Here is a 26,737-nt window from a genome sequence, read left to right as displayed (position 1 = left end):
CCATGACTTCAGTCTCCTCGGCCGCAATCTCCAATGCCATGCGCTCCCAGCAGATGCGCATGCAGGCCGAACTCGTCAAAGCCACGAAAGAATCCTCGACGGGCAGGGTCGCCGACGTCGGCCTGGCTCTCGGCGGGCGCACCACCCAGGCCGTCACTTTCCAGCGCGATCTTGACCGGCTCAACGTCATCATCGATTCCAACGGCCTGGTCGGCGCCCGGCTCTCCTCGACGCAGACCTCGCTTGGTCAACTCTCGACCGCCGCTCAGACGTTCCTGTCCGCCCTGACCACCGCCTCCTCAAGTGACTCATCCAACAGCCTCACCCAATCCTCCGGCAAGGCGACCATCCAGCAGTTGACCTCGATCCTCAACACCAGCGTCAATGGCGAATACCTGTTCGCCGGCACCAACACCGACGTCAAGCCAATCAACGACTTCACAGCTGCCGGCTCCCCCGCCAAGGCGGCATTCGACGCCGCTTTCGTCGCCAATTTCGGCTTCACCCAGGACGATCCGCTCGCGGCCGACATCACGGCTGCCCAGATGGACGATTTCATCACCAATGATGTCGCCCCGCAGTTCACGGGCGCTGGTTGGCAGGGCAACTGGTCGAACGCCACCGACCAGCAGATCGTCAGCCGCATCGCACTCAACGAAACCACACCGACGTCGACCAGCGCCAACAGCGCCGGCATCCAGAAGCTCGCAATGGCGGCAGCCATGGTCAGCAGCCTGATGTCCAGCAACATCAGCCAGGCGGCGAAGAATACGGTTGTCAGCCGCTCCACCACATTGGTTGGCGAAGCGCTGAGCGGCATTGGCCAGCTTCAATCCGAGACCGGCATCGTCCAGAAGCGGGTTTCCGATGCCAACGATCGGATGAAAACGCAGGTCGACCTTCTCGAACGGCACATTCTCGACCTGGAAGCTGTCGATCCGGCCGAAGCCGCGACACGGGTCGCGGACCTGACACAGCACATCGAAACGTCTTTCGCGTTGACCGCACGCCTGCAGCAGCTCAGCCTGTTGAATTACCTGACCTGACAACGCTTAACGGAACGGTAGAGCCCCAACGATGTACCAATTCTCTTACGCCGACATCCAGAGCAACTCCGTTGCCGACGCGAAGGACCGCGAGCGCGAGCTTCTGACCCGCTCGATCGACATGCTGGCGGCAGCAGCAGTGGCCGGCCACGGTTCGATGGAGGCGATAGAGGCGCTTCACTTCACCAACCGCGTCTGGACCGCCTTCGTCGAGGATCTTGGCTCCAGCGACAACGCCCTGCCAAAGGAACTGCGCGCCAACCTCATTTCCATCGGCCTGTGGCTGCTGCGCGAGGCGGAGGACATCCGTCAGGGCCGCACCAACAATTTCGAAGGGCTGATCGAGGTGTCCCAGATCATCAGGGACGGCATTCAATGACCAACACGCTGAAGATATCGCTGAAGCCGAACGAAAAGATCTATATCAACGGCGCCGTCATCCGGGTCGACCGCAAGGTCACCGTCGAATTGATGAACGACGTCCAGTTCCTGCTCGAAAACCACGTGATCCAGGCCGAAGATGCCTCGACACCGCTCAAGCAGCTTTATTTCATCCTGCAGGTCATGCTGATGAACCCGGCCGGCGCCGCCGCCGCACGCGAGATGTTCCGTCGTTCGCTGCCGCTGCTTCTGGCAAGCTTCGAGGACGGCCAGATCTGCAGCGCGCTGAAACAGATCGACCGCATGGTCGGCGAGGACCATATCTACGAAGCGCTGAAGGCGATCCGCGCACTTTATCCGCTCGAACGCCGCGCGCTGGGTGGCAATGACGATGTTTCGGGTGCCGAGCGCCCGTTGGCTGTGGGAGCAGGATACTGATGAACGTGGACATGACGACGACGATTCCGACCGGCGCCAATCAGGCCACCGCGTCCACCTCGAAGACAGCAGTCGACTACCAGTCCTTCCTGAAGCTTCTGATCGCCGAGATGAAGAACCAGGATCCGACCAAGCCGATGGATTCGACGCAGTATGTCGCCCAGCTCGCCACCTTCTCGCAGGTCGAGCAATCGGTGCAGACCAACACCAAGCTCAATCAGATCATGCAGTCCTCGGCGCTGTCACAGGCCGACGCACTGATCGGGCGCTCGATAACCTCCGCCGACGGCCTGACGACGGGCACCGTGGCTTCGGTGCGCCTCGCCAGCAACGGTCTCATCGCCGTGCTGCAGAACGGCACCGAAGTCGCGGTCGGTCCGGGAGTTTCGGTCAAGGCGGCAAGCTGACGCTTTCGACAGAGAGCCAGTCCCATGAATGAGGCCGACGCTCTCGACATCGTCCAGTACGCGGTATGGACGGTGCTCGTCGCGTCCGCTCCGGTGGTGCTGGTCGCCATGGTGGTCGGCATCGGCATCGCCCTCATCCAGGCGCTGACCCAGGTGCAGGAAATCACCTTGACCTTCGTGCCGAAGATCGTCGCCATCATGCTGGTGGTGGCGCTGACCGGCCCCTTCATCGGCAGCCAGATATCGGCCTTCACCAACGTCATCTTCGAGCGCATCCAGAACGGGTTCTAACCTGTTTTGGGAAGGCGTGCCGCGGCATGCCGTTCGTAATTGTCCGAAGACAGACGCCGCCGATCCCCTTGGCGCCTCCGCACGCACGGCAGACAAGGCCTGGACCGCCTCTATCCCATTGTTGGACCATGAGCTTTTTTGCCCTTTGCGGCGCCATGCCCTACTTTCGGCAAACGGTCTGCGCAAACGGATTGTCTGACGGGCAGGCACGACATGGCAGGAATCCCAAATGATTGACGAAAAGCCGGACAGCGAGAGCGTCTCGGCGCTGGCGCCCTTCCGGCACGGCATTTTCCGCGCCGTGTGGGGCGCAAGTCTCGTCTCGAATTTCGGTGGCCTGATCCAGGGTGTCGGCGCCGCCTGGATGATGACCACGATCGCCGCCTCGCCCTATCAGGTGGCCCTTGTCCAGGCTTCGACCACCTTGCCGATCATGCTGTTTGCGTTGGTCGCCGGCGCCATCGCCGACAGTTTCGACCGGCGCAAGGTGATGCTGGTCGCCCAGACCTTCATGCTGGTGGTGTCGGTGCTTCTGACCCTGTTCACCTATTCGGGCCTGATCACGCCATGGACGCTGCTTGCCTTCACCTTCCTGATCGACAGCGGCACCGCGCTCAACAGCCCGTCATGGCAAGCCTCCGTCGGCGATATCGTTCCCCGCAACAAGGTGCCGGCGGCCGTCGCCCTCAATTCGATGGGCTTTAACCTGACGCGCAGCGTCGGTCCGGCGATCGGCGGCATCATCGTCGCCGCCGCCGGTGCGGCAGCCGCCTTCGCGGCGAACGCGGTGAGCTATATCGGCCTGATCGTCGTGCTGGCGCGCTGGAAGCCGAACGTGCCGGTATCGACCTTGCCGCGCGAGTCGCTGGGGGCCGCCATGGGCGCCGGCCTGCGCTATGTCGCCATGTCGCCCAACATCGGCAAGGTGCTGGTCAGGGGTGCTGCGTTCGGCTTCAGTGCAGGCGCTGTGCTTGCGTTGCTGCCTCTGGTGGCGCGCGACGTCGTCAAGGGCGATGCGCTTACCTATGGCATCATGCTCGGCGCCTTCGGCATCGGCGCGGTCGGCGGCGCCTTGATCAGCGTCAGGCTGCGGCAGTTGCTCTCCAGCGAGACGATGGTGCGCTGTGCGTTCGCCGGCTTCGCCGTCTGCGCCTTCAATGCCGCCGTCAGCCAGCATGCCTGGCAGACATCGCTCGGCCTGCTTGTCGGCGGTGCCTGCTGGGTGATCGCGCTTTCGCATTTCAACGTCACGGTGCAGATGGCGACGCCGCGCTGGGTGGTCGGCCGGGTGCTGTCGGTCTACCAGACCGCGACCTTCGGCGGCATCGCGCTCGGCAGCTGGATCTGGGGCGTCGTCGCCGACGCGCATGGCGCCGAAACCGCGCTGATCGCCGCCAGCATCGCCATGCTGGCCGGCGGTGCCATCGGTCTTTTGCTCCCGCTGCCGCAACAGCAGGTGCTCAACCTCGACCCGCTCAATCGCTTCAAGGAACCGCATTTGGCGCTTGACCTGAAGCCGCGCAGTGGTCCCATCGCCATCATGATCGAGTATGTGATCCGCCACGAGGACGAACCGGAGTTCCTCGCCATCATGGCCGAACGCGGCCGCATCCGCCGCCGTGACGGCGCCCGCAACTGGACGCTGGCGCGCGATCTCGAGAATCCCACCGTATGGATCGAGCATTATCACACGCCGACCTGGATCGAGTATATCAGGCACAATGGACGCATCACCCATGCCGACGCCGTCATCGGCGAACGCGTGCGGGCCCTGCACAGCGGCGACGAACCGCCCCGCGTACGACGCATGATCGAGCGCCCGACCACCGCCGGCACGGCGCTTGTGATGGCCAAGGGGCCGATCGAGCATTAAGCCCGTAACCCCTTTTGCCCGCTTACCCCTCGCCCGACAGGTCCCGGCGCGCCTTGTCGAGTTCCTCGGCATAGCGCCGCATCAAATGGCCTTCGGTCAACAGGCCCAGCACGATATGGTCGGTGAAATCCTCGACCACGGCGAGTTCTTCGGCGCCCGCCCGCTGGAATGTTTCCGCGGCGGCCTGCACGTTCATGCTCGGCACCAGCACCGCGTCCTTGTATTTGGCGAGATCGCGCACCGGCACCTCGCCATCGGACGGATCGCTGTGCAGTTCGGCCACGATCAGCACGCCGACATAGTGGTCGCCCGCATCGACGGCGATGACGCGCTGGGCAGAGCCGAGCGGCACCTCCTTGCGGAAGGCTGCCAGCGTCGTCGAGGCATAGATGGTCTTGATGTCCTTGCGCATCATCGAGCCGACTGTGAGGCTGCGCATCCAGCCGACATCGTGGGCGCTGCGGATGGTCTCGCCGCGCAGATGGAAGCGCCATGTCGAGAACGAGTAGCCGAAGGTTTCGCGCACCAGGATGGCCGACATGATCGAGGCGGCCAGCACGACGCCGGTCAGCGTCAGGTCGCGGGTCGATTCCAGCGCCAGGAAGGTCATCGTCAGCGGACCGCCGACGACACCGACGGCGAGCGACGTCATGCCGACGACGGCGGCGACGGCAGGGTCGATGCCGGTTGCCGGAGAAATAACAAGCATCACATCCGCGAACGCCTTGCCGAGCAGCGCGCCGAGGAACAGCGAGGCAAAGAACAGTCCGCCGCGAAAACCCGACCCCAGCGAGACCGCCGACGCCGCCAGCTTGAGCACGAAGACGCTGGCCACCACGGCCAGCCCGTAATTCATCGAGAATTCGCGATGCAGCGCGCCATGGCCGCTGGACAGCACTTGCGGCGTGATCAGCCCCAACAAGCCAACGATGACGCCGCCAATGACGGGGCGCAGCGACGCATCGATCGACAGCCTGGCGAAACCGCGCTCGATCAGCGTCACTAGATGCATGATGGCGATCGAGGCGGCACCGCCGAGCAGCCCGAGCAGCAGGAACGGCACATACTGGCTGGCGGTGAGCGCCGGCAGACCCGAAAGCTCGAGCGGGAAAGGCACCCCGCCGAACATTTCAGCGGTCAGCGAGGCTGAGATCGCGGCGGTCATGACAGGCGCGACATTGGCGACCGAGTAGATGCCGATGACCAATTCGAAGCCGTAGAAGGCGCCGGTCAGCGGTGCATCGAAGGCAGCGGCGATGGCGCCGGCCGCACCACAGCCGACCAGGATACGGACATCGTTGCGGCGCAGCCTGAAGATGCCCGCCAGCCGCGATGCCAGCCCGGAGCCAACCTGCGTGTAGCCGGCTTCCAGCCCGACCGAGGCGCCAAAACCGCTGGAGATCATCGTCTGGCCGGCGATGATGAAGGTGTCGGTCAGCGACATGCGCCCGCCATAGAGCGCATTGGCTTCGATCGGGTCGATCGGTGTGCGGAATTTCCGTATCCGGAGCCAGACCACCGTCAGCCCCAGCAGTATGCCGCCGATCGCCGGTATCAGCGCCTGCATCGGATTGGCGAGCGAGAACATGCCGGAAAGCCGGCCGCCAGGCTGAACGCCGAACAGCAGCCCGTGCAGGTCCTGCACGATCTGGCTCATCGCCGTGACCAATATGCCAGCCATGACGCCTACGACACCGGCGAGGATGACCACCACGATGCCGCGTGCCTCGAGCAGGGGCAACGACCTGATCAGCACCGCGCGCAGCCGGCGGGCGTAAACTTCGCTGTGGTTTCTGGAAAGCACCGGGGCGGCTCGCCGATATCGAAAGGCAGTGGAAAGCCAGCCTGATACGCCCGGCGGCACGGCATGGCAACCACAATGCCGACAGACACCATGTTGGCGACAGCGCGATATCGATCGGGCCGATGGACCGTTCAGGTCGGCATGGGCTCGCCGGCTTCATAGAGTACGAGGTTGCGCTCGCCTATGCCGAGCGCCGGCCAGCTCGCACGCCAGTCCGCAATGTGCGGCGAGGCGAAGTGCGCGTCGAGCGCTGCCCTGTCGCTCCAGACTTCCGTGACCCGGATGAGCCCGGCATCAAAAACATCCTGCGCATAGGAATATTGGATGCAGCCGACCTCCGCGCGGCTGCCTGAAACCATGCGTTCCATTGCGGGCTTGGCTTCCTCAAATTTGTTTGGCGGCAAGCGGATGGTGCCGATGATCAGAAGCATGGGTTTCCCTTTCCTGGCGAGGCTAGCCGACACGGCGACCTGCGCATGATCGTTCGAACTAGCCAGTCTCCCACCCTCGCGCAAGCTTGGCGGACTACCCTCACAGGGCTGTCGCGCGCTCGGCAGTCTATGGGGTTTGAGGACGATATGGCGATCAGCGAAAGCATTCAGCCCGGCGCGGCCGCCAAGAACGGCCGCGACGTCTTCTTCGCCATCGGCATCGTCATCATACTTGCCGTGCTGTTCCTGCCGATCCCGGCCTTTCTCATCGATGTCGGCCTCGCCTTTTCGATCGCGCTTTCGGTGCTGATCCTGATGGTGGCGCTGTGGATCCAGCGGCCGCTCGATTTTTCGTCTTTTCCAACCGTGCTGCTCATCGCCACCATGCTGCGGCTGTCGCTCAACATCGCCACCACGCGCATGATCCTGTCGCATGGCAATGAAGGGACGCATGCCGCCGGCTACGTCATCGCCGGCTTCTCCAAGTTGGTGATGGCCAGCGACTTCGTCATCGGCCTCATCGTCTTCATGATCCTGATCGTGGTGAACTTCATCGTCATCACCAAGGGCGCCACGCGTATCGCCGAAGTCGGCGCGCGCTTCACCCTCGATGCCATCCCCGGCAAGCAGATGTCGATCGACGCCGACCTCTCGGCCGGCATGATCGACGACAAGACCGCGCAGCTGCGCCGCCGTGAACTGGAAGAAGAATCTTCTTTCTTCGGCTCGATGGACGGCGCCTCGAAGTTCGTCCGCGGCGACGCCATCGCCGGCCTCATCATCACCGCCATCAACATCGTCGGCGGCATTGCCATCGGCTACATCAGGCACGGCATGGGCATGGGCGAAGCCGCCGACGTGTTCATCAAGCTGTCGGTCGGCGACGGCCTCGTCACCCAGATCCCGGCACTGATCGTGTCGCTCGCCGCCGGCCTGCTCGTCTCCAAGGGCGGCACCCGCGGCTCGACCAACCAGGCGGTGTTCGGCCAGCTCGGCGCCCACCCGCGCGCCCTCTATGTCGCGGCATCGCTGCTGGTCCTGCTCGGCTTGATGCCCGGCCTGCCGCTGTTCCCGTTCTTTGCGCTCGCCGCCGGCATGGCCGGTCTCGGCTACGTCATCCCGATGCGCGCCAACCGTGTCCTCGCCGAAGCCGAGGCGATCAAGGACCAGGAAAAGGCGACCAAGGTCGAGGAGGAGAAGAACTCGGTCAAGGCCTCGCTCGCCACCGCCGAGATCGAGCTTTTGATCGGCAAGCAGCTGTCGACAAGGCTGCTGACGTCGCATCAGGAACTGGTTTTCCGCATGGGCAAGATGCGCAAGAAATTCGCCACCCAGTACGGCTTCGTCGTGCCGGAAGTGCGTGTCGCCGACGATTTCGCCATCCCGCCGAAAAGCTACCAGATCAAGGTGCACGGCACCGTGGTGGCCGAATACCAGATGCGCGTCGGCGAGATCATGGTGCTGCTCGGCAATCGCGACGTACCCGAGATACCGGGCGAGGAAATCCGTGAGCCGGCCTTCGGCATGCGCGCCTATTCCGTCGTCGAAGCCTTCGCCGAGGATCTGAAGCGCGAGAACTACACCTTCGCCGACAACATGTCGGTGCTGCTCACCCATCTCTCCGAGGTTATCCGCAACAACCTGCCGCAGCTTCTGTCCTACAAGGATATGAAGGCGCTGCTCGAACGCCAGGACCAGGAATACCGCAAGCTCGCCGACGAGATCTGCACCACCCACATCTCCTATCCCGGCCTGCAGGCGGTGCTGAAGCTGCTGCTCGCCGAGCGCGTCTCGATCCGCAACCTGCACCTGATCATCGAGGCGATCGCCGAGATCGCGCCGCATGTGCGCCGCACCGAGCAGATCGTCGAACATGTCCGCATCCGCATGGCCCAGCAGATTTGCGGCGACCTGTCCGAGGGCGGCGTGCTGAAGGTGCTTCGCCTCGGCAACCGCTGGGACCTCGCCTTCCACCAGAGCCTCAAGCGCGACGCCAAGGGCGAGGTGCGCGAGTTCGACATCGACCCGCGCCAGCTCGAGGAGTTCGGCCAGGACGCCACCAAGGCGATCAAGAAATATCTGGAAGCCGGCGAACGTTTCGTCCTCGTCACCGCGCCCGACGCCCGCCCCTATGTGCGCATGATCATCGAGCGGCTGTTCACCACGCTGCCGGTGCTCAGCCACGTCGAAATCGCCAAGGGCGTCGAGATCAGGGTGCTCGGAACCATATCGTGAGCGTGCTGTCGCAAGGCGTCGTCATCGCGGCGTTCCTCGCCTTCTGCCGCATCGGCGCCTGTTTCATGCTGATGCCGGGCCTGTCCAGCGCCCGCGTCCCGGTCCAGGTCAGGTTGTTCGTGGCGGTCGCCGCCACCGGCGGCCTGCTCGCCTTCCTGTGGGACAAGATCTTTCCTTTCGTCGACCCGCGCCCGCAGATCCTGGTGCCGATGATCATCTCGGAACTTCTGGTCGGCGGCCTGATCGGCGCCATGACCAGGCTCTACATGGAAGCCCTGCGCTTCATGGGTTCGGCCATCGCCATGCTGGTCGGTTATGGCGGCACCGGCGGACCGGCGATCGAGGAGCCCGAACCCCAGGCAGCCCTTGCCGCGATCATCTCGTTCTCGGCGCTGTTGATGCTGTTCGTGTTCGATTTCGACCACGAGATAATACGCGCGCTGGTTTCCTCCTACACGGTCGCGCCGGTCAACATCTTCTTCAACCCGCAGGCAGCCCTCGTCGATGTCACCGACACGGTGTCGGACACCTTCTTCCTGGTCATCCGCCTCGGCAGCCCGTTCGTCGCCTATGCCATTCTCGTCAATCTGACGATCGGCTTCGTCAACAAGCTGACCCCGCAGATCCCGATCTATTTCATCTCCCAGCCCTTCATCATCGCCGGCGGCATGATCATCTTCTATTTCGCCGTCGGCACCATGCTGTCGCTGTTCGTCGACGGCTTCGTCGACCTGACGCTGGCGAGATGACCATGAGCACGCGCAAGGACCGCCTCAAGAAACTGGTCAAGGTGCAGGAACAGCTGAAGGCGCTGCACGAAACCCGCCACGCCACCTTCCTTGCCGCGGCCAGTGCCGCCGAGGCTGAAGCCAGGGAACTGGTCGGCCATTTCGACCAGCCCGATTCGCTTTCCGCCCTGTTCCCCGATCTCTACCACCGCCGCATCGCCCAAGCGGTCGTGCGCCAGGAGGCGAACCTGGCAAGCGCGAAGCAAGAAGCCGGCCTCATCGCCGCCGCGACCGCCCGCACCAACATGGTTGAGCGTGCCTACAAGGACGTGCGCAACCGCGACGAGCGCGAACGCTCCGACCGCGAGCGGCTCGACATCATCGCGCAGAAGCAGGGCGAGGAATAAGCTGAGGGTGTTCTGCTATGGGGCCAACGGTGAGCGTCATTGACCAGGTTGCGAATGGCGGCAATCTCGGTCTTAGGGGCGGGCATGGTGGCTTCCTGAGAGCGGACATTGCAGGCTGCACATCGAGGTCCTGCCGCGCCGTGACCAGTCGATGCTTCGGTCTGGAAGCAGCCGTTGAGCAGACGTTCATTGCACGGCGGCGGCTGCGGTGAAGATGTAGCCAACGCCATAGACGACCTTGATCGGCGCGGGCAAGCTGATGTGCTCCTCCAGTTTGCGGCGTAGCCGGCTGACGACTGCGTCGAGATGCCTGTTGTCGAAGTTCGACCTGGGACGGGCGACAAGCTCCACCAGATCCTCGCGCTGGCAGATTTCGCCGCTACGGTTGCAGAGCACGTTCATGAAGGCGAACTCGGCCGCCGTCAGTTTAAGCGAACGGTGATTGGGCGCGATCAGCATCCAGTTCGTGCCGTCCAGCACCCACCGATCGCTGCTGCCGTTGGCAGAGTCGGGCGGGGCTCCCGTCCGTCGCAGCAGGCTGCGAATTGCGGCGTCGATCTCGCGCAGCGTGCTGTGCTTGACCAGGTAGATGTCGGCGCCGCTCTCAAAGCCACGGATACGGTCGTCGCTGTCACCGAGCGCCGTCAGCATGATGATGCCGCAGGCATGTGATTTGCGGATTTCGGTTGCCAGATCGAACCCGTTCCCATCGGGCAGCCCGACATCGAGGATGATGACAGCGGGCGAGCTGCCGTTGGCCAGCGTCTGGCGCAATTCCCCTGCCGTGGCGACGCTTTCGGCCGTGAAGCCCGTCAGTTCCAGGAAATCCGCCAGATCCTTGCGCAGCCGGGGCTCGTCCTCGACGATCAGAATATGCGTCATGCGGTCAGTTCCTCGGGCGAAAGTGATCCGTTGCCTCGCCTGCCAGAGGCAGGCTGACGATGGACGTAATGCCCTGGTCGTCGTTGGCGAGCAACTGCAGCTTGCCGCCGTGATAGGCCAGCAATTTGCGCGAAGAATAGAGGCCGAGACCGGTTCCGGTTCCCGCCATCGTATTGGAGGCCCGGAAAAAGCGCCTGCCGATCTTGTGAAGCTCGGCCTGTGGAATGCCGATGCCACGGTCACGCACCCGAATGACCGCACTTCGACCTTCGCTGCGCACATCGATATCCACTGGCTGGTCCTCCGACGAATATTTGAGCGCATTGTCGATGAGGTTGATCAGGACGGTCGCCAGCATCTCGGGATCGGCGACAAGCGAAACGGCGTCGTCATCCGCCGTAAAGATCAGGCGCTCGCCGCGCCCGGTCATCCCGAAATGCAGCCGCACATCGGCAATAAGCAAACCGACGCGTATCATCTCCGGCTGAAACCCGCTGTCGCGATCATTGGCCATGAAGCGGTCGATCAGGGAAAACAGGCGATCGAGCGCCTCGCCAATGCCGGCAATCCGTTCTCGTGTCGCTTCGGGCGACTTGTGGCCGACAAGGCCGATCATGTCGGCCGCGTTGCGGATGATGGCGAGCGGGGTGCGAAACTCGTGGCTGACGACGCGCATGAAGTCCGCCTGCTCGTCGCGAAGCACACGTTCGGCCGCCAGGCTCGCGTTCAACCGGCTTTCCAGCCGTCGTCGTTCCCGTACCTCCCGCGACAGGGCGATATTTTTCTCCAGCAGCGCAGAGGACAGCCGCGAACTGACCATGAACAGCAGGCAGCCGAAAAAGGCGATCAGGAACAGCGCGCCCTGCAGCAGATACCAGGCGTTGCGGTCGGCCAGAACCGAGGCGCCTTGAAAATCGACCGGCAGCCGGTATTCGATGATGCTCTGGAGAACGCTAGCCGCGATATACTCGGCAAGCACACCGATCGTGATCCAGCGCAGGAGGGTTGGTTGCGTCCGGTCCCGCATCAGCCCAAGACACATCACCGACATCATCACGACCGTAAAGAAGGTCGATGCGTGAATGCGTATAGCAATGTCGCCCGGATCCATCGCGAGGGCGGCACTCCATGCGACAATTTGGAAAATCAGCAGTGAAATGCTGATCCAGGTATAGCGTGGCTGTCCCAGAAAGCGCGCCAGACCCTCGGCCAGCAACACCAGGCCTAGCTTGATGATCGTGTTGTGGAGCACGATGGCCCAGGCCGCCGGCTGCTCCCCACGCAGGAGAATCAGCAGCACCCCCGCCGCGATAGCGACGAAGCCGGCCGCAAGAAACTTCAACTCATAGAGGCGGCGCCACGCCAGCCACACAAACAACCAGGTGACGGCCTGCAGGCTTGCGGTTGCAAACGTAACAACCAGAACGGTCTTCAGATCAAGCATGGTCGAGTATTCGCACGGGGTTCCCCTGCCGCACCCCCCGATGCGCCAAATGTTGAATCTCGCAGGAGTTGTGCGGGGAGGCAAGCGCGATCCGCCCGTGCAAGAATTGGTCAGAATTCAATAGAATTGATCGGTGGAATTGTCGGGAGAGGACGTTTTATCATCGGCCGCGATCGTCTTGGTGGTTTCGCCGGGCGGATTGTGAGGAAGCAGTCGGGCGATGTGCGTGGCGGACGCACGCGACCCGACGCAGCGGCAAGCGATGATTTTCGCGGGACGCTCGGCGATCGGGCCGGCCGCGGAATCGTTGCTTGCGGCACACGGGGGGAATTCCATGACAATTCGCGATCGTCGCTCGCTCATACGCCCGCTTGTACTTTTGTGCTCCACGGCGCTCGCGGGGGCCTTCCACACCGGCCTTCGATGTCTCGAAGCTCGTGAATACGGCCACGGTAGGCGCGAGTGACGAGTTCGTCGGCTTCACGAGCTTTAACAAGGCCGGGACGAATACCGTGACCCTGACCGGCACGGGTGCGCAGGACTGGACCATCGATCAAGGCACCTTGGTCGGCGACACCAACAGCTTCGGCGGCAATCTCACCTTCTCAGGCGTGAACACCGGCGCCGTCGTCTTCGACCAGGCGAGCGACGGTACCTATGCCGGGACCATTACCGGCCCCGGCCATTTCGGCAAGGCCGGCGCCGGTACGCTGACGCTGTCAGGCGACGCTTCCGACCTCGCGGGCAACCTGGGCGTCATGGGGGGCACGCTCGACATCGACACACAGCTCACCTCTTTTACCGGGATCATTGCTACTGACGGAACTGATCCGGACGAGTGGGCAACCGCAAGAGTTTCAGGGTCGGCCACCTGGACTGCCGACGTCCTTAGGGTCGGGGATTCCAATGGGGATTCCAAAGGGAAAGGGAGCTTGATCGTCGAGAATGGCGGTCAGGTTTTCAACGATTCGGGAGTTGTGGCGTATGGCGCGGGCAGCACTGGCTCCGCGGTGATTTCCGGAAATGATTCGGGTTGGACACTCGTTGATGCCATCGCAGTTGGTCTCTTTGGCAATGGATCGCTCAGCATTGAAAATGGCGGGCAGGTTTCCAGCGGCAACAACGCCATTGTTGGTTGGGATGCTCAAGCCACCGGAATTGTGAATATTACGGGCCCCGGGTCGGTTTGGACAGGCGACTCCATCATTGCCGTTGGCGTCTTGGGCAAGGGCACGCTGACTCTGTCGGAGGGCGGACAGGTTTCGCTTGCCGGGGGTCCTGCTATCGTTGGGTTGGCGGCCCAGCCAGGATCATTCGGAACGCTCAACATCGGTGCGGCAAGTGGGGAAGTGGCGAAGGCCGCCGGCACGGTTGATGCGGCATCGATAGCTTTTGGCGCTGGCACAGGCACGGTTGTGTTCAATCATCTGGGAAATCCCGATGGGTCCGATCTGATTTTCACCCCTTCCCTGACCGGCTTGGGGACCATCCTCCATGAAAGCGGCACGACCGTTTTGGCCACGGACAGTTCCAGCTTCACCGGTGCCACCACTGTTGCAGGCGGCACGCTTCTTGTCGGGAACCATGCCAGTGCCGGCTTCCTCGGTGGCACGATCAATGTCGAGGACGGCGCCACGCTCGGTGGCTCGGGCACGGTGGGCACGACGACGGTTGCCGATGGCGGGCATATCGCGCCAGGCAATTCGGTGGGTACGCTGACGGTCGATGGCAATCTGGAGCTGTCGGCCGGATCGATCCTCGATTACGAGCTGGGTAGTCCCGGCACGGCCGGAAATCCGGCCACGGGCGTGAGCGACCAGATAGCAGTGCGTGACAACCTTACGCTTAATGGCACGATTAACCTGGCACAGAGCGGAAACCCGGGAGACGGGTCGGCAGGCTTGGGTTATTACCGGCTGATGACCTATGGCGGAACGCTGTCCGGCGATGGGTTGACGATCGGTGCGGTTCCCTATCGCGATGCCAGTCTTTATGAAATCCAGGCCGGGAATGGCAATGTCGATCTGTTTGTTCCCGCTTCGGGCACGCCGGGAGACGACACGCTGCAGCACTGGCAGGGCGGCGACGGGACCTGGAACACCACGAACGAAAAATGGCTGAACCAGGGCGGCGATACTCTCGTCTCCTGGGCAGGCAACCATGCGGTGTTCAAGAACGAACCGGGCGGCTTCGACGGCGGCACGATCGCCGTCGAGGGAGCGCAAAGCTTCAAGGGCCTGCAATTCGTCGACAACGGCTATCGCCTGGAAGGCCCAGGCACACTTGACGTAGGCGGCTCCGGCAATGCCGAGATCCGGGTGCTGGCAGGCACGGCAGCCGCCATCGCGACGACGATTACAGGCGCGGGCGGGGTCAGCAAGACGGAAGGCGGCACGCTCGTCCTGGAAGGCAGCAACAGCTATCAGGGCGGCACGCGGCTTCTAGGCGGGATTATTTCCGTTTCTTCCGATGCCAATCTCGGCGCTGCAAGCGGTGCCCTGACATTCAACGGCGGCACGCTGCGGAACACGGCGGCGTTCGCGACGGCGCGCAACGTCACCCTGGATGCCGGCGGTGGGACGTTCCAGACCGATGCCGACCTGACGGCGAACGGCGTCATCTCCGGGACCGGCGCGCTCACCAAGACCGGGGCCGGCGGGCTGGTGCTTTCGAGCGCCAACAGCTACGCCGGTGGGACGACGGTTTCGGCAGGATTCATCACCGCGGCGACGACAGGCGCGCTGGGCAGCGGACCGGTGAATGTCAAGGCCGGTGACCTCCGCTTCATCAATGATGCAAGCGCCGAGAGCCTCGACATCGTCATGGAAACAAACGCAACGATGCGCTTCGATGGCAGTGCGTCGGCGGGAACGGCGACGATCGTCACTACCCAAAGCCGCATCAACTTCAACGACGAAACATCGGCCGGTGCGGCTTCGATCACCGGCAATGGTAGCAGGACGTCCTTCAACGGCAATTCGAGCGCCGCCAATGCCACGATTGGCGTTACAATCCAAGGAACGCTCGACTTCTACGACACCGCGTCTGCCGGCAGCGCCGCCATCACCAACAAGGGCGGCTTCGTTGGCTTCCATGGCGCCAACACCGCGGATGGCGCCACGATCATCAACGATACGGGGGGAAAGGTCGACATCTCCGAAATGACGTCGGACGGTATCGCGATTGGCTCGCTTTCGGGCGATGGTCTCGTCTTTCTCGGCTCGAAGGTGCTGACGCTTGGCGGATTGGATAAGAACGACACCATCGGCGGCGTCATCCAGGATGGCAGCACTGGCATCGGAGGGAGCCTCGTCAAGACCGGCGCCGGCACGCTGACGCTGAACGGCGTCAGCACCTATACCGGTCTGACCACCATCGGCGGCGGCAAGCTCGTTGTCGGCGACGGCAGCCATTCCGGGGCAAGCATTGCTGGCGCCATTGCGGTTGCAGCCGGCGGCACGCTCGGCGGTTCGGGAACGGTGGGTACGACCACGATCGCTTCTGGCGGCACGATTACGCCGGGCAATTCGATCGGCACGCTGAATGTGTCAGGCGATTACACGCAGGAGATAGGCTCGACCTACGAAGTCGAGATCAATCCGGCCGGCAATTCCGACCTGATCGACGTGACGGGCAAAGCCACCATCCAGGGTGGCACCGTCTTCGCGCTCAAAGCGCCGGGCGGCTACAGTGCCGGAACCCGCTACACGATCCTGAGCGCGGATCAGGGCGTGACCGGCACCTATGATGCGTTCGACCAGAACGCCCCGTTTGTCGATCTGGCACTCGCCTATGACGCCAGTAATATCTATCTCGACGTTGCCCGCAATGACGTGTCGTTCTGCGACGTGGCCGGCACCCGCAACCAGTGTGCCACCGCCAATGGCGCCGAAAGCGCCGGGTCGGGCAACCCGATCTACGATGCAATCGCCGGCCTGCCGGACGATGAAACCGCACGCGAAGCCTTCGATGTGTTATCTGGCGAGATCCATGCGTCCGCCAAATCGGCGCTGATCGAGGACAGCCATTTTGTCCGCGATGCCATCAATGACCGCCTGCGTGCGGCCTTCGAGGGGGTAGGTATCCCGGCATCGCCGGTGCTGGCCTATGGCGAAGGCGGTCCGATGCTGGCGCCTGCCACCACCGATCGCTTTGCCGCCTGGGGCACGGCTTTCGGGTCATGGGGTTCCTTCGACGGCGACGGCAATGCCGCAGGCCTCGATACCTCCACCGGCGGCTTTCTTACCGGCGTCGACGGCCTTGTCGCGGAGGATGTGCGGCTTGGCATCATGACTGGCTACAGCCACACGAGCTTCGATGCCGACGGCCGATCCTCGTCAGGCTCGAGCGACAATTATCATCTCGGCCTTTATGGTGGCACGCAGCGGGGCGCTCTCGCCTTCCGCTCCGGGCTTGCCTATACGTGGCATGACATGAAGACATCGCGCTCGGTGGCCATGCCCGGCTTTGCCGACAGCCTGAGCGGCGACTACAACGCTGGCACCTTCCAGGCGTTCGGGGAACTCGGCTATCGCATCGATACGCCAGTCGCGGCCTTCGAGCCTTTTGCCAACCTCGCTTATGTCAACCTGCATACGGACGGCTTCACGGAAAAGGGCGGTGCGGCGGCATTGACCAGTGCAAGCCAGACCACCGACGCCACCTTCACCACGCTTGGTCTCAGAGCCTCCGCCGGCTTCACGCTCGGCGCCATCAATGCCACAGCGCGCGGCATGCTGGGCTGGCGCCATGCCTATGGCGACGTCATACCGACCAGCACACATGCCTTCTCTGCCGGTGATGCCTTCACGATCGCTGGCGTGCCGATCGCCAAGGACAGTGCCGCCATCGAAGCGGGGTTCGATCTCAACCTGACCGATGCCGCAACCCTCAGCGTCGCCTACCAGGGTCAGTTCGGCTCCGGCGTCCAGCAGAACGGCTTCAATGCAAAACTCAACGTGGAATTCTAATCAAGCGGGAAGGATCGTTCCGGAATGACTGCCCCTGACGGAAAAGGGGCTATTCAATCCGCTTGTCGCATCGCCCAGGCGGTCGTACGCCAGGAAGCGAACCTCGCGAGCGCCAGGCAGGAAGCCAGCCTTATCGCCGCCGGTCGGAGCGAGCCTACAAGGACGTGCGCAACTGTGATGAACGCGAACGCTGCGACCGCAGGTGCCGGACTTGATCGCGCAGAAGCGGACGCAGGAGCAGCTGGGAGGATTGTGTGGCGCGAAGCGGACCCTCCCAAGGTTCGGCTTTCCCCTAAACGCTTTACAGCCCGGTTTGGTAGCGCTACCGTTTCGGCCTAGCGTGAGCCTGGGAGGAGCCAGGGCTGTCGCTAGCGGAAGCGTTGTTCCTTCGACGAGGTCGCAGGAATTTCTTGGGAGGATCGATGGCGTCTGTCGCAATTGGCGAAGTCTACAAATCATTCGGCGCTGTCGAGATCCTGCACGGGGTCAGCGTGAACATCGAGGACGGCGAGTTCGTCACTCTGGTCGGACCATCGGGCTGCGGAAAATCAACCCTTCTCAGAATGATCGCCGGCCTGGAAAAGATTTCACGCGGCCAGATCGCGATTGGCGAACGTGTCGTCAACAACGTTGCGCCCAAGGAGCGCGACGTCGCCATGGTCTTCCAGAACTATGCGCTCTACCCACACATGACCGTTGCCGAGAACATGGCGTTCTCGCTGATGCTCAAAGGAGTTTCCAAGCCGGAGAGCGATGCAGGCGTGCGCCGCGCGGCCGAAATCCTTGGGCTGGTGCCGTTGCTGGCGCGCTATCCTCGGCAGCTTTCCGGCGGCCAGCGCCAGCGCGTCGCCATGGGCCGCGCGATCGTGCGTGATCCGGCGGTCTTTCTCTTCGACGAACCGCTGTCCAATCTCGACGCCAAACTCAGGGTGCAGATGCGCGCCGAGATCAAGGAACTGCACCAGCGCCTCAAGACCACGACAGTCTACGTCACGCACGACCAGATCGAGGCCATGACCATGGCTGACAAGATCGTGGTCATGCATGACGGCATCGTCGAGCAGATAGGGCCGCCGCTGGAACTCTATGACCGGCCGAACAATCTTTTTGTCGCCAGCTTCATCGGCTCGCCGGCCATGAATTTGCTGAGGGGCGAGATCGCTATTGACGGCTCACCCTCGTTCCGCGGCGCCGGGGGGATTTCAGTCCCGTTGGCCTCGGCACTTTCCATCCCCAATGGCGAGCCTGTGGTGCTGGGAATAAGGCCCGAGCATTTGCGGCTGTCCGACGACCGGGGCATTCCGGTCACCGTCGCGGTGGTTGAACCAACCGGGTCCGAAGTGCAGCTCATCGGCCGGACAGCCGGCGGCGAAGAGATCGTCGCGAATTTCCGGGAACGACATTCCTTCACGCCGGGCGAAACCATCCGGCTTACGGCCGAGCCCGGCCTCATCCATCTCTTTCACGGAGAAACCGGACAGAGGTTCCAAACACGTACCGATCAGTAGGACCACAGGCAAGGACAACAAGCAGGAGGAAACGAGCATGAAGTTCACCAGACGTGACGTGATCCGCACCACCGCCGGCGCGGCGGCGGGTGCCTTGGGAAGTCGGTTCATCAGCTCTCCGGCCCTTGCCCAGGACGGACCGAAATACAAACCCGAGGATGGCGCCAAGCTTAGGCTGCTGCGCTGGTCGCCCTTCGTCCAGGGCGACGAGGACCAATGGCTGGCCAACACCAAGCGCTTCACCGAAGCGACCGGTGTCGCGGTCCGCGTCGACAAGGAAAGTTGGGAGGACATTCGCCCCAAGGCGGCGGTCGCGGCAAATGTCGGCTCCGGCCCCGACCTGATGTTCGTCTGGTTCGATGACCCGCACCAATATCCCGACAAGCTGCACGACGTGAGCGAACTGGGCGAGTATCTCGGCTCGAAATACGGCGGCTGGCATGATGGACCAAAGCAATATGCGACCCGGGAAGGCAAATTCATCGGCCTGCCACTGGCCACGATCGGAAATGCCATCGTCTATCGGGAAAGCTGGGTGAAAGAGGCCGGCTTTTCGGAGTTTCCCAAAGACACGAAAGGCTTCCTGGAACTTTGCAAGGCCTTGCAGGCGAAGGGCCATCCGGCCGGCTTCACGCATGGCCATGGCGTCGGCGACGGCAACAACTATGCTCATTGGCTGCTGTGGAGCCATGGCGGCCAGATGGTCGACGAGAGCGGCAAGGTAACGATCAACAGCCCCGAGACCCTCAAGGCCATCGAATACGCGCAGGAACTCTACAAGACCTTCATTCCAGGCACGGAAAGCTGGCTCGACGTCAACAACAACCGCGCCTTCCTGGCCGGCGAACTGGCTGTCATCGCCAACGGCATCTCGGCCTACAACACCGCCAAAATCAATAAAGACAATGATCCGAAGCTGGCTGAAATCGCCAAGGACATACGCACCACCAACCTGCCCATCGGTCCTGTCGGCAAATCCGTCGAATTGTTCCAGGTGACCACGGCTGTCATCTTCAATTACACGCCCTACCCCAACGCGGCCAAGGCGTATTTGCAGTTCATGTTCGAGGAACCGCAAATGAAGGACTGGATCACCTCCTCGGCCGGATATTGCTGCCAGACCCTGAAGGCATTCGACAACAACCCGGTATGGACTGCCGATCCCAACAACGCCGCTTACGCCAAGGCTTCGGCTACTCTGCGGCCTAACGGCTATGCCGGGCCGCTCGGCTATGCTTCGGCGGCAACCATGGCCGACTACGTGCTGGTCGATATGTTCGCCAAAGCGGTGACCGGCCAGGCGACGCCGCAAGAGGCAATGGAAGAGGCCGAGAAGCGGGCAAATCGCTATTATCGCGTTTGAGCCGGTTCAGCCGGGCAGCGCGGCTGCCCGGCTGGCTTCGGATTGCATCGTGGCCGATCCGGCCGATCAATGAGACCTCAGCAGGAGCCGACCCATGGCCGTGCCGTCAGCTGCTATCCAGCCGCGATCTTCGATCTTCTCACGGATTCTATCGCGCTGGAGCGAAAGCCGGAACGCACTTGGCTTCGGCTTCATGCTTCCGGCGGCTGCACTGCTGCTTGTCTTCCTGACCTATCCGCTGGGGCTCGGTGTCTGGCTCGGCTTCACCGATGCCCGCATCGGCCGCCCCGGCATCTTCATCGGCATCGAAAACTATGAATATCTGTGGAGCGACGCCGTCTTCTGGCTCTCCGTCTTCAACACCTTGCTCTACACGATCAGCGCTTCGATCCTGAAATTCGCGCTCGGCCTCTGGCTGGCGCTCCTCCTCAACCAGAACCTTCCCTTCAAATCGTTCTTCCGCGCGATTGTCCTGCTGCCGTGGGTGGTGCCGACGGTGCTCTCGGCCATCGCCTTCTGGTGGATCTACGATTCGCAGTTCTCCATCCTCTCCTGGGCGCTGCAGCAGATGGGACTGATCGACCACCGCATCAATTTCCTTGGCGATCCGGAGAACGCGCGCGCCTCGGTGATCGCCGCCAATGTCTGGCGCGGCATTCCTTTCGTGGCCATCACGCTGCTGGCCGGCCTGCAGACGATTCCCCAATCGCTTTACGAGGCCGCGACGCTCGACGGCGCCAGCCGTTGGCAGTTGTTCCGCTATGTGACGCTGCCGCTGCTGACGCCGATCATCGCCATCACCATGACCTTTTCGGTCCTGTTCACCTTCACCGATTTCCAGCTGATCTATGTGCTGACTCGCGGCGGGCCGGTGAATGCCACCCATCTGATGGCGACGCTCTCGTTCCAGCGCGGCATTTCCGGCGGCCAGCTTGGCGAGGGAGCCGCGATCGCGGTGGCGATGATCCCGTTCCTGCTTGCGGCGATCCTTTTCAGCTATTTCGGGCTGCAACGTCGTAAATGGCAGCAGGGCGGTGGAGACTGACATGGCCGCGATCGAAACGAACGATCGTCCGAACACGGATGAAGGCGGCATGGGCTATCTTCAGAGCCTGCCCCGGCGCGTGGTGACCGTTTATCTGCCGCTCCTGATCTTCGTCATCGTGTTGCTGTTCCCGTTCTACTGGATGACGATCACGGCGGTGAAACCCAATCTCGAGATGACGGATTATGCCAATTTCAACCCGTTCTGGGTCGTCCATCCGACGCTCGAGCATATTCGGTATCTGCTCTTCGAGACGTCCTATCCGGGTTGGCTTCTCAACACGATCATCATCTCGACCGCCGCAACTTTCCTGTCGCTGCTGGCGGCGGTGTTCGCAGCCTATGCGATCGAACGCTTGAGGTTTTCCGGGGCGCGGCAGGTCGGCTTGGCGATCTTCCTGGCCTATCTCGTGCCGCCCTCGATTCTGTTCATTCCACTGTCGGTAATGGTGTTCAACCTCGGCCTTTACGATACGCCGTTCGCACTGATCCTCACCTATCCGACGTTCCTCATTCCATTCTGCACGTGGCTCTTGATGGGCTACTTCCGCTCGATACCCTTCGAACTGGAAGAATGCGCGCTGATCGACGGAGCGAGCCGCTGGCAAATCCTGACCAAGATAGTTCTGCCGCTGTCGGTGCCCGGCCTGATCTCCGCCGGCATCTTCGCCTTCACCCTGTCATGGAACGAATTCATCTACGCCTTGACCTTTATCCAGTCGTCCGAAAACAAGACCGTGCCGGTCGGCGTGCTTACCGAGCTGGTACGTTCGGACGTCTATGAATGGGGAGCCCTGATGGCAGGCGCGCTGATCGGCTCCCTGCCGGTGGTGGTGCTCTATTCATTCTTTGTCGAGCACTACGTCTCCTCGATGACGGGGGCGGTCAAGGAGTGAGGCTGAGGCGCAAATCCCACCCTCGGCCGGCAGCTTCGATCCGATCCCCGCACTCCGCTCCCTCTCCTTCCCGCAAGCCTGCCACAAGCTTGTTGAGGCATGGTCTGGTCAGGGAAAACCGGTAAAAGGCGGACTTTCTTGGCGATTTCTCCACCCAGCGACATCGTTATGGATGTGGCCCGAGCCGTCGACCCGGCGGATATCGAGACCGCCCGCGCCGCGCTGGCAAAGCGGGCCGGCGGCGCTACGGGCACGTTTTCACTCGACACAGCCGCTTCCGTCGATGCCGGCTCGATCCTGTCGCGCGCCACAGCCGACAAGGCCGCCGCTGCAACCGACCCGGCCAAGAAATTCAAGAAGTTCGAGGCGATGGTGCTGCAGACCTTCATCCAGAACATGCTGCCCAAGGACACCGAGGGCGTCTACGGCAAGGGCTTGGCCGGCGACATGTGGAAATCGCAGCTTGCAGAGCGGGTGGCCGACGTGATGGCCGAACGCGGCGGCATCGGCATCGCCAAATCGATGCTCGCCGACCACTATCTCGAAGGCAAGCGCGTCGTGCCCGTCGGTCCGGTTTCGGGCGGGCCGGAAAAGACCGAGGTCGACCAGCAAAACAGCCTGTCGACCTCGCTGGTCCATCAATTGCAGCGCAAGGCTGCGGGATCGATGACCGGTGACGAGACGACCATAAAAACAAATATCAAGATCTAAACTGGGAAACGCCATGGCCGACTTTTCGGAATCCACCCCCAACCTGCCAGCACGCACGACCACGTCGGAAGCGCCGATCCCGTTCGCGCGGCCCGGCAATCTCGCCGCCATCATCGGCCGCATCGAGGAAGTGGTCGAGGAAGAGACGGCAGGCATCCGTAACGCCACCAACTATGATCTCAAGGCATCGAACGCCCGCAAGAGCCGCTACCTCTACGAGTTGACCCGCGCCATGAAGGGCGGCAGCGAAGCCGAATTCCTCGAGCAGCACCGCGAGGGCCTGACCCGGCTGCGCCAGAAGCTGGCGAAGAACGAAGCGGCGATCCTGGCGCATCTCAGCGCGGTCAACGAAGTCGCCAGCCTGCTGCGGCACGCCATCCAGCGCGCCGAGACCGACGGCACCTATTCCGCCGGCGAGTTCGGCTGGATAAAGGCGTGATGGCGAACACAGGCGACACATCGGAGATCCTGCCTCGGCAACGGCGCCGTGCCGCGTTGCCATTGCAAGGGACTGACCAAGGGACTGACAAGGCCCGATGATCAAGGTCATCGCCATCGCCGTCTGGATCTGCGCCGCAACGCTGGGCGCCGTGTTCTATTCTTTCCAGGCGGCCGGCGAGCGCGGTGTCGGCGAAACGCCGAAGCCGATGCTGGGCGGCCTCGACTACGTCAAGACCGACATCATTTCGGTGCCGCTGATCCGCGACTCCGAGATCGGCGGCTATTTCCTGACCAAGCTTGTCTACACGGTCGAACCCGAGCAGATCAAGAAACTGTCCATTCCCGCCGAAGCGCTGATCACCGACCAGGTTTATTCCTACCTCTATTCCAATCCGCAGATCGACTTCACCAACAAGGCGACGATCGATCTCGATGCCTTCCGCGCCGCCATCCGCGATACCGTCAACACGCGTGTCGGGGCGCCTTTGGTGCATGAGGTTCTGATCGACCAGGTCAATTTCCTGTCGAAGGACGAAATCCGCGACAACTGGCTGCGCCGCAAGAAAAGCGAGACGGCGAGCGAAATGACCAAGGCGTTCAAGGAACACTGAGTTGCCGGGCTCGCATTCCCGGCCTCCTCCAGGCTCGCCTGCCGCAACGGCAGGAACCAACCGCCTGAATTCGCGTTGACGTAAACGTCAACCCAAAGCTATATGCGGCAGCGACCGTGATCGCGAAACCGCGGCACGGGCTTCGGCTGGATCGAAGCGCCGTTGCGAGACAGATGCAACCAGACAAGGAGAACAGCGTGAGCGTTCAGGAGATTGCCGAGAAGATCAAGTCGCGCGTGGCCAGCAGCGGGTTCGATCGTTCCGTGAAATTCGACACCGGCAGCGACGGCGTCATCGTCATCGACGGCGCAACCGTCTCGAACACCGATGCACCCACCGACTGCACCATCAAGCTCTCGCTCGACGATCTCGATTCGCTGATCGCTGGCGACCTGAACCCGACAATGGCGTTCATGACCGGCAAGATAAAGGTCGAAGGCGACATGACCGTTGCCATGGCGCTCAGCCAACTGATCGGCTGAAGGCATGCAGGCGCCCAAGGTGGCGCCCACCAATCGCGAAAAAACGCCGCCTTTTCGGGCGGCGTTTTTGCATGAAATGCTGGCGGCTTCGTATCTCAGGCCGCCGATGTCAACGCCTGCGCCTTCAGCTTGCGGCCGGCAGCCTTCAGCGTGCCGTGCACGCCGTCAAGCGCGCCTTCCACCAGTTCCAGCGCCAGCAGGCGGTGCCGCTCATAGGGTCCCGGCATGGCAAGTGAACCGGTCTTCTCGGCCGAGAAGCCGAAGCGCGCGTAATAGGGCGCATCGCCGACCAGAAGGATCGCGGCATGGCCAAGACGTGCCGCCTCGGCGATGGCATGGCGCATCAGGGCCGAGCCGATGCCGGCGTTCTTGAGCGACGGATCGACGGCAAGCGGGCCAAGCAGCAGCGCAGCCGCACCGCCCTCGCCCAGCCTTACATCCCACAGCCGCACGGTGCCGGCGACGCCGCCCGAGGCATCGCGGGCGACGAAGACCAGGCCTTCCGAGGGCCGCCGGCCACGCCGCAGCTTCTCCGACGACTTTTTCCTGCGCTTCGGCCCCATGGCCCGATCGAGCAACGCCTCGCGCGCCGCAACATCGGCGGCGGTTTCGGCAACCATCACAAAGGCCGGTGCGTGGCCCCCAATTTCAACTGGCATTTCCATTTCCGTAATCCCTGGCGAGCGGAGATCTGTTCCACAGGCGAGCCCGGGTGGACGAAAGTCGCCCACCTGGGATGATCTGATCGGCTCTCTCAGCGCATTTTCAGGCGAAGTTGTGTCCGGTTCGCCGTTCGAAAATGCGCTGAGCAAGCGCCGTCAGATCACGTAGGATCGGAGAGGCTCGAAGCCGTTGAAGGCGACCGCCGAGTAGGTGGTCGTGTAGGCGCCGGTGCCTTCGATCAGCACCTCGTCGCCGATGGTCAGCGACAAAGGCAGCAGATAGGGCGTCTTCTCGTACATCACGTCGGCCGAATCGCAGGTCGGGCCGGCGAGCACGCAAGGTGCGGTCTCCGTGCCGTCATGCGCGGTGACGATCGGGTAGCGGATCGCCTCGTCCATCGTCTCGGCCAGGCCGCCGAACTTGCCGATGTCGAGGAACACCCAGCGCACATTGTCGTTGGCGGCCTTCTTCGAGATCAGCACGACTTCCGACTTGATGACGCCGGCATTGCCGACCATGCCACGGCCCGGCTCGATGATGGTCTCCGGAATGGCATTGCCGAAATGCTTGCGCAGCGCCGAGAAGATCGCCTGGCCATAGGCCTGGGCGGCCGGCACGTCACGCAGATAGCGCGTCGGGAAACCACCGCCCATATTGACCATCTTCAAGACGATGCCTTCCTCGGCGAGCGTCGCGAACACCACCTTGGCGTCGGCCAGCGCGCGGTCCCAGGCGGTCAGGTCGGTCTGCTGCGAGCCGACATGGAACGACACGCCATAGGCGTCGAGGCCGAGCCCCTTGGCATGGCGCAGCACGTCGACGGCCATCGCCGGCACGCAGCCGAACTTGCGCGACAGCGGCCACTCGGCGCCCTCGCCATCGGTCAGCACGCGGCAGAACACGCGCGCACCGGGCGCGACGCGGGCGATCTTCTCGACCTCTTCGACGCAATCGACGGCGAACAGGCGGATGCCGAGCTGGTAGGCGCGTGCGATGTCACGCTCCTTCTTGATGGTGTTGCCGAAGGAGATGCGGTCCGCCGGTGCACCAGCGTCCATCGCCATCTCGACTTCGGCAACGGAAGCGGTGTCGAAGGACGAGCCCATCGCAGCAAGCAGGCGCAGGATTTCCGGCGCCGGGTTTGCTTTCACCGCATAGTAGATCCTGGAATCGGGCAGCGCCTTCTCGAAGGCGCGGAAATTGTCGCGCACGACATCGAGGTCGACGACGAGGCAGGGGCCGGTCGGACGTCGGGTGGCGAGGAAGTCAAGGATGCGCTGGGTGGCCATCGGGGTCTCTCCATCAGCGCCTTTCGGCGCGCAATAAGGCTGCGGGACGCGGGCTGTCGGCCTCGCGAACTCGCGGTGGACAAAGGCGGGACGGAAATCCATGGAACCAGCCGGTGGAGACCCCGGAACCATGAAGCGCCGTCTCGCGGCGGTGAACCTTGGCCTTGCCCGGCCTCGGTTCGCTTTGTCTGCCTTGGCTTGGATGGGAGACCCGTCCGCACTGCCGGCAATGAAGGTGTGCCTCTTCAGTAACCCCGGTTTTTGGACAACCGGCAGAACACCAGAAAGGCCCGCACCGTCGTTGCTTCAAGGTGTCCTCGGGCTGGCGGTTGGCCGCTAGACCGACTGGAGGGGTTGGCTCCAGTTACCTTACCGATTTCCCTCACCATTCG

Annotated in this window: 24 protein-coding genes; 18 read left to right on the top strand and 6 right to left on the bottom strand. The window is 62.8% G+C overall.

Annotated features, from left to right (window positions below):
• Window positions 1-2 precede the first annotated feature (2 nt).
• The 6 genes from RPF88_RS29930 (at window position 3) to RPF88_RS29905 (ending at window position 4,436) form a co-directional block, all read left to right on the top strand.
• Entirely contained in the window at window positions 3-1,046 is a 1,044-nt protein-coding gene (locus tag RPF88_RS29930; RefSeq protein WP_337123733.1) for a flagellar hook-associated family protein, read from the top strand.
• 31 nt (window positions 1,047-1,077) lie between these two features.
• The gene (gene flaF, locus RPF88_RS29925) at window positions 1,078-1,425 is read left to right on the top strand and encodes a flagellar biosynthesis regulator FlaF (RefSeq protein ID WP_013529776.1); all 348 of its coding nucleotides are present in this window, start codon (window positions 1,078-1,080) and stop codon (window positions 1,423-1,425) included.
• The gene (gene flbT / locus RPF88_RS29920; RefSeq protein ID WP_337123731.1) at window positions 1,422-1,865 is read left to right on the top strand and encodes a flagellar biosynthesis repressor FlbT; all 444 of its coding nucleotides are present in this window, start codon (window positions 1,422-1,424) and stop codon (window positions 1,863-1,865) included. The genes flaF and flbT overlap by 4 nt, the downstream gene beginning before the upstream one ends.
• Entirely contained in the window at window positions 1,865-2,272 is a 408-nt protein-coding gene (flgD, locus tag RPF88_RS29915; RefSeq protein ID WP_013529774.1) for a flagellar hook assembly protein FlgD, read from the top strand. The genes flbT and flgD overlap by 1 nt, the downstream gene beginning before the upstream one ends.
• Window positions 2,273-2,296: 24 nt before the next feature.
• The gene (fliQ, locus tag RPF88_RS29910) at window positions 2,297-2,563 is read left to right on the top strand and encodes a flagellar biosynthesis protein FliQ (RefSeq protein WP_013529773.1); all 267 of its coding nucleotides are present in this window, start codon (window positions 2,297-2,299) and stop codon (window positions 2,561-2,563) included.
• Window positions 2,564-2,792: 229 nt separating this feature from the next.
• Window positions 2,793-4,436, top strand: coding sequence for an MFS transporter (locus RPF88_RS29905; RefSeq protein ID WP_337123729.1), 1,644 nt, complete (start codon window positions 2,793-2,795; stop codon window positions 4,434-4,436).
• A 22-nt stretch (window positions 4,437-4,458) separates the two neighbouring features.
• Here RPF88_RS29905 and RPF88_RS29900 read toward each other — a convergent pair whose 3' ends face one another.
• Both RPF88_RS29900 and RPF88_RS29895 read right to left on the bottom strand, forming a co-directional pair.
• Window positions 4,459-6,240: a chloride channel protein gene (locus tag RPF88_RS29900; protein WP_063168927.1), complete on the bottom strand. Its 1,782-nt coding sequence runs from the start codon at window positions 6,238-6,240 to the stop codon at window positions 4,459-4,461.
• A gap of 131 nt (window positions 6,241-6,371) precedes the next feature.
• Entirely contained in the window at window positions 6,372-6,671 is a 300-nt protein-coding gene (locus RPF88_RS29895) for a putative quinol monooxygenase (RefSeq protein ID WP_063168928.1), read from the bottom strand.
• Window positions 6,672-6,818: 147 nt separating this feature from the next.
• On the opposite strand from RPF88_RS29895, the gene flhA reads away from it, so the two are divergent.
• Genes flhA through RPF88_RS29880 form a run of 3 tightly spaced genes read left to right on the top strand, consistent with a single transcriptional unit; the run spans window position 6,819 to window position 10,041 of the window.
• Entirely contained in the window at window positions 6,819-8,906 is a 2,088-nt protein-coding gene (flhA, locus tag RPF88_RS29890) for a flagellar biosynthesis protein FlhA (RefSeq protein WP_027161423.1), read from the top strand.
• Entirely contained in the window at window positions 8,903-9,655 is a 753-nt protein-coding gene (gene fliR, locus RPF88_RS29885) for a flagellar biosynthetic protein FliR (RefSeq protein ID WP_013529768.1), read from the top strand. The genes flhA and fliR overlap by 4 nt, the downstream gene beginning before the upstream one ends.
• A gap of 2 nt (window positions 9,656-9,657) precedes the next feature.
• Complete coding sequence (locus RPF88_RS29880) at window positions 9,658-10,041, top strand: hypothetical protein (protein ID WP_013529767.1); 384 nt, start codon at window positions 9,658-9,660, stop codon at window positions 10,039-10,041.
• Window positions 10,042-10,227: 186 nt separating this feature from the next.
• On the opposite strand, the gene RPF88_RS29875 is transcribed toward RPF88_RS29880, so the two are convergent.
• On the bottom strand, window positions 10,228-10,923 hold the full coding sequence (locus tag RPF88_RS29875) for a response regulator transcription factor (protein WP_337123728.1): 696 nt from the start codon (window positions 10,921-10,923) through the stop codon (window positions 10,228-10,230).
• Between the two features lie 4 nt (window positions 10,924-10,927).
• A complete protein-coding gene (locus RPF88_RS29870; protein ID WP_337123726.1) occupies window positions 10,928-12,367 on the bottom strand; it encodes a sensor histidine kinase in 1,440 nt (479 codons plus the stop codon).
• Between the two features lie 512 nt (window positions 12,368-12,879).
• Here RPF88_RS29870 and RPF88_RS29865 point away from each other — a divergent pair.
• From RPF88_RS29865 to RPF88_RS29825, 9 genes are all read left to right on the top strand, one after another.
• On the top strand, window positions 12,880-17,337 hold the full coding sequence (locus RPF88_RS29865) for an autotransporter domain-containing protein (RefSeq protein ID WP_337123724.1): 4,458 nt from the start codon (window positions 12,880-12,882) through the stop codon (window positions 17,335-17,337).
• 422 nt (window positions 17,338-17,759) lie between these two features.
• Window positions 17,760-18,845: an ABC transporter ATP-binding protein gene (locus RPF88_RS29860; RefSeq protein ID WP_063168933.1), complete on the top strand. Its 1,086-nt coding sequence runs from the start codon at window positions 17,760-17,762 to the stop codon at window positions 18,843-18,845.
• 37 nt (window positions 18,846-18,882) lie between these two features.
• Entirely contained in the window at window positions 18,883-20,208 is a 1,326-nt protein-coding gene (locus tag RPF88_RS29855; protein ID WP_013529762.1) for an ABC transporter substrate-binding protein, read from the top strand.
• A gap of 193 nt (window positions 20,209-20,401) precedes the next feature.
• On the top strand, window positions 20,402-21,253 hold the full coding sequence (locus tag RPF88_RS29850; RefSeq protein ID WP_420828973.1) for a carbohydrate ABC transporter permease: 852 nt from the start codon (window positions 20,402-20,404) through the stop codon (window positions 21,251-21,253).
• 1 nt (window position 21,254) lies between these two features.
• Entirely contained in the window at window positions 21,255-22,148 is an 894-nt protein-coding gene (locus tag RPF88_RS29845) for a carbohydrate ABC transporter permease (protein WP_275954458.1), read from the top strand.
• 99 nt (window positions 22,149-22,247) lie between these two features.
• Complete coding sequence (locus RPF88_RS29840) at window positions 22,248-22,859, top strand: rod-binding protein (protein WP_032808145.1); 612 nt, start codon at window positions 22,248-22,250, stop codon at window positions 22,857-22,859.
• A gap of 13 nt (window positions 22,860-22,872) precedes the next feature.
• Complete coding sequence (locus tag RPF88_RS29835) at window positions 22,873-23,298, top strand: hypothetical protein (protein ID WP_013529758.1); 426 nt, start codon at window positions 22,873-22,875, stop codon at window positions 23,296-23,298.
• 97 nt (window positions 23,299-23,395) lie between these two features.
• Window positions 23,396-23,911, top strand: coding sequence for a hypothetical protein (locus tag RPF88_RS29830; RefSeq protein ID WP_013529757.1), 516 nt, complete (start codon window positions 23,396-23,398; stop codon window positions 23,909-23,911).
• Between the two features lie 197 nt (window positions 23,912-24,108).
• Window positions 24,109-24,393, top strand: a complete 285-nt coding sequence (locus RPF88_RS29825) for an SCP2 sterol-binding domain-containing protein (protein ID WP_013529756.1) — start codon at window positions 24,109-24,111, stop codon at window positions 24,391-24,393.
• A gap of 95 nt (window positions 24,394-24,488) precedes the next feature.
• On the opposite strand, the gene RPF88_RS29820 is transcribed toward RPF88_RS29825, so the two are convergent.
• Both RPF88_RS29820 and odc2 read right to left on the bottom strand, forming a co-directional pair.
• Window positions 24,489-25,058, bottom strand: a complete 570-nt coding sequence (locus RPF88_RS29820) for a GNAT family N-acetyltransferase (protein WP_337123722.1) — start codon at window positions 25,056-25,058, stop codon at window positions 24,489-24,491.
• A 153-nt stretch (window positions 25,059-25,211) separates the two neighbouring features.
• Complete coding sequence (gene odc2 / locus RPF88_RS29815) at window positions 25,212-26,345, bottom strand: ornithine/lysine decarboxylase (protein ID WP_024502712.1); 1,134 nt, start codon at window positions 26,343-26,345, stop codon at window positions 25,212-25,214.
• Window positions 26,346-26,737 lie beyond the last annotated feature (392 nt).

This window comes from Mesorhizobium sp. ISC11 (assembly GCF_037162595.1).
GTDB lineage: Bacteria > Pseudomonadota > Alphaproteobacteria > Rhizobiales > Rhizobiaceae > Mesorhizobium > Mesorhizobium ciceri.
Note: the sequence above shows the minus strand (reverse complement) of the source record. Positions and strands in the feature narration are given on the sequence as shown.

Coding starts and splice junctions, on each gene's coding strand:
- RPF88_RS29930 (WP_337123733.1), top strand. CDS start 3: ATGACTTCAGTCTCCTCGGCCGCAATCTCCAATGCCATGCGCTCCCAG.
- flaF (WP_013529776.1), top strand. CDS start 1,078: ATGTACCAATTCTCTTACGCCGACATCCAGAGCAACTCCGTTGCCGAC.
- flbT (WP_337123731.1), top strand. CDS start 1,422: ATGACCAACACGCTGAAGATATCGCTGAAGCCGAACGAAAAGATCTAT.
- flgD (WP_013529774.1), top strand. CDS start 1,865: ATGAACGTGGACATGACGACGACGATTCCGACCGGCGCCAATCAGGCC.
- fliQ (WP_013529773.1), top strand. CDS start 2,297: ATGAATGAGGCCGACGCTCTCGACATCGTCCAGTACGCGGTATGGACG.
- RPF88_RS29905 (WP_337123729.1), top strand. CDS start 2,793: ATGATTGACGAAAAGCCGGACAGCGAGAGCGTCTCGGCGCTGGCGCCC.
- RPF88_RS29895 (WP_063168928.1), bottom strand. CDS start 6,671: ATGCTTCTGATCATCGGCACCATCCGCTTGCCGCCAAACAAATTTGAG.
- flhA (WP_027161423.1), top strand. CDS start 6,819: ATGGCGATCAGCGAAAGCATTCAGCCCGGCGCGGCCGCCAAGAACGGC.
- RPF88_RS29880 (WP_013529767.1), top strand. CDS start 9,658: ATGAGCACGCGCAAGGACCGCCTCAAGAAACTGGTCAAGGTGCAGGAA.
- RPF88_RS29875 (WP_337123728.1), bottom strand. CDS start 10,923: ATGACGCATATTCTGATCGTCGAGGACGAGCCCCGGCTGCGCAAGGAT.
- RPF88_RS29870 (WP_337123726.1), bottom strand. CDS start 12,367: ATGCTTGATCTGAAGACCGTTCTGGTTGTTACGTTTGCAACCGCAAGC.
- RPF88_RS29860 (WP_063168933.1), top strand. CDS start 17,760: ATGGCGTCTGTCGCAATTGGCGAAGTCTACAAATCATTCGGCGCTGTC.
- RPF88_RS29855 (WP_013529762.1), top strand. CDS start 18,883: ATGAAGTTCACCAGACGTGACGTGATCCGCACCACCGCCGGCGCGGCG.
- RPF88_RS29850 (WP_420828973.1), top strand. CDS start 20,402: ATGCTTCCGGCGGCTGCACTGCTGCTTGTCTTCCTGACCTATCCGCTG.
- RPF88_RS29845 (WP_275954458.1), top strand. CDS start 21,255: ATGGCCGCGATCGAAACGAACGATCGTCCGAACACGGATGAAGGCGGC.
- RPF88_RS29840 (WP_032808145.1), top strand. CDS start 22,248: ATGGTCTGGTCAGGGAAAACCGGTAAAAGGCGGACTTTCTTGGCGATT.
- RPF88_RS29835 (WP_013529758.1), top strand. CDS start 22,873: ATGGCCGACTTTTCGGAATCCACCCCCAACCTGCCAGCACGCACGACC.
- RPF88_RS29830 (WP_013529757.1), top strand. CDS start 23,396: ATGATCAAGGTCATCGCCATCGCCGTCTGGATCTGCGCCGCAACGCTG.
- RPF88_RS29820 (WP_337123722.1), bottom strand. CDS start 25,058: ATGGAAATGCCAGTTGAAATTGGGGGCCACGCACCGGCCTTTGTGATG.
- odc2 (WP_024502712.1), bottom strand. CDS start 26,345: ATGGCCACCCAGCGCATCCTTGACTTCCTCGCCACCCGACGTCCGACC.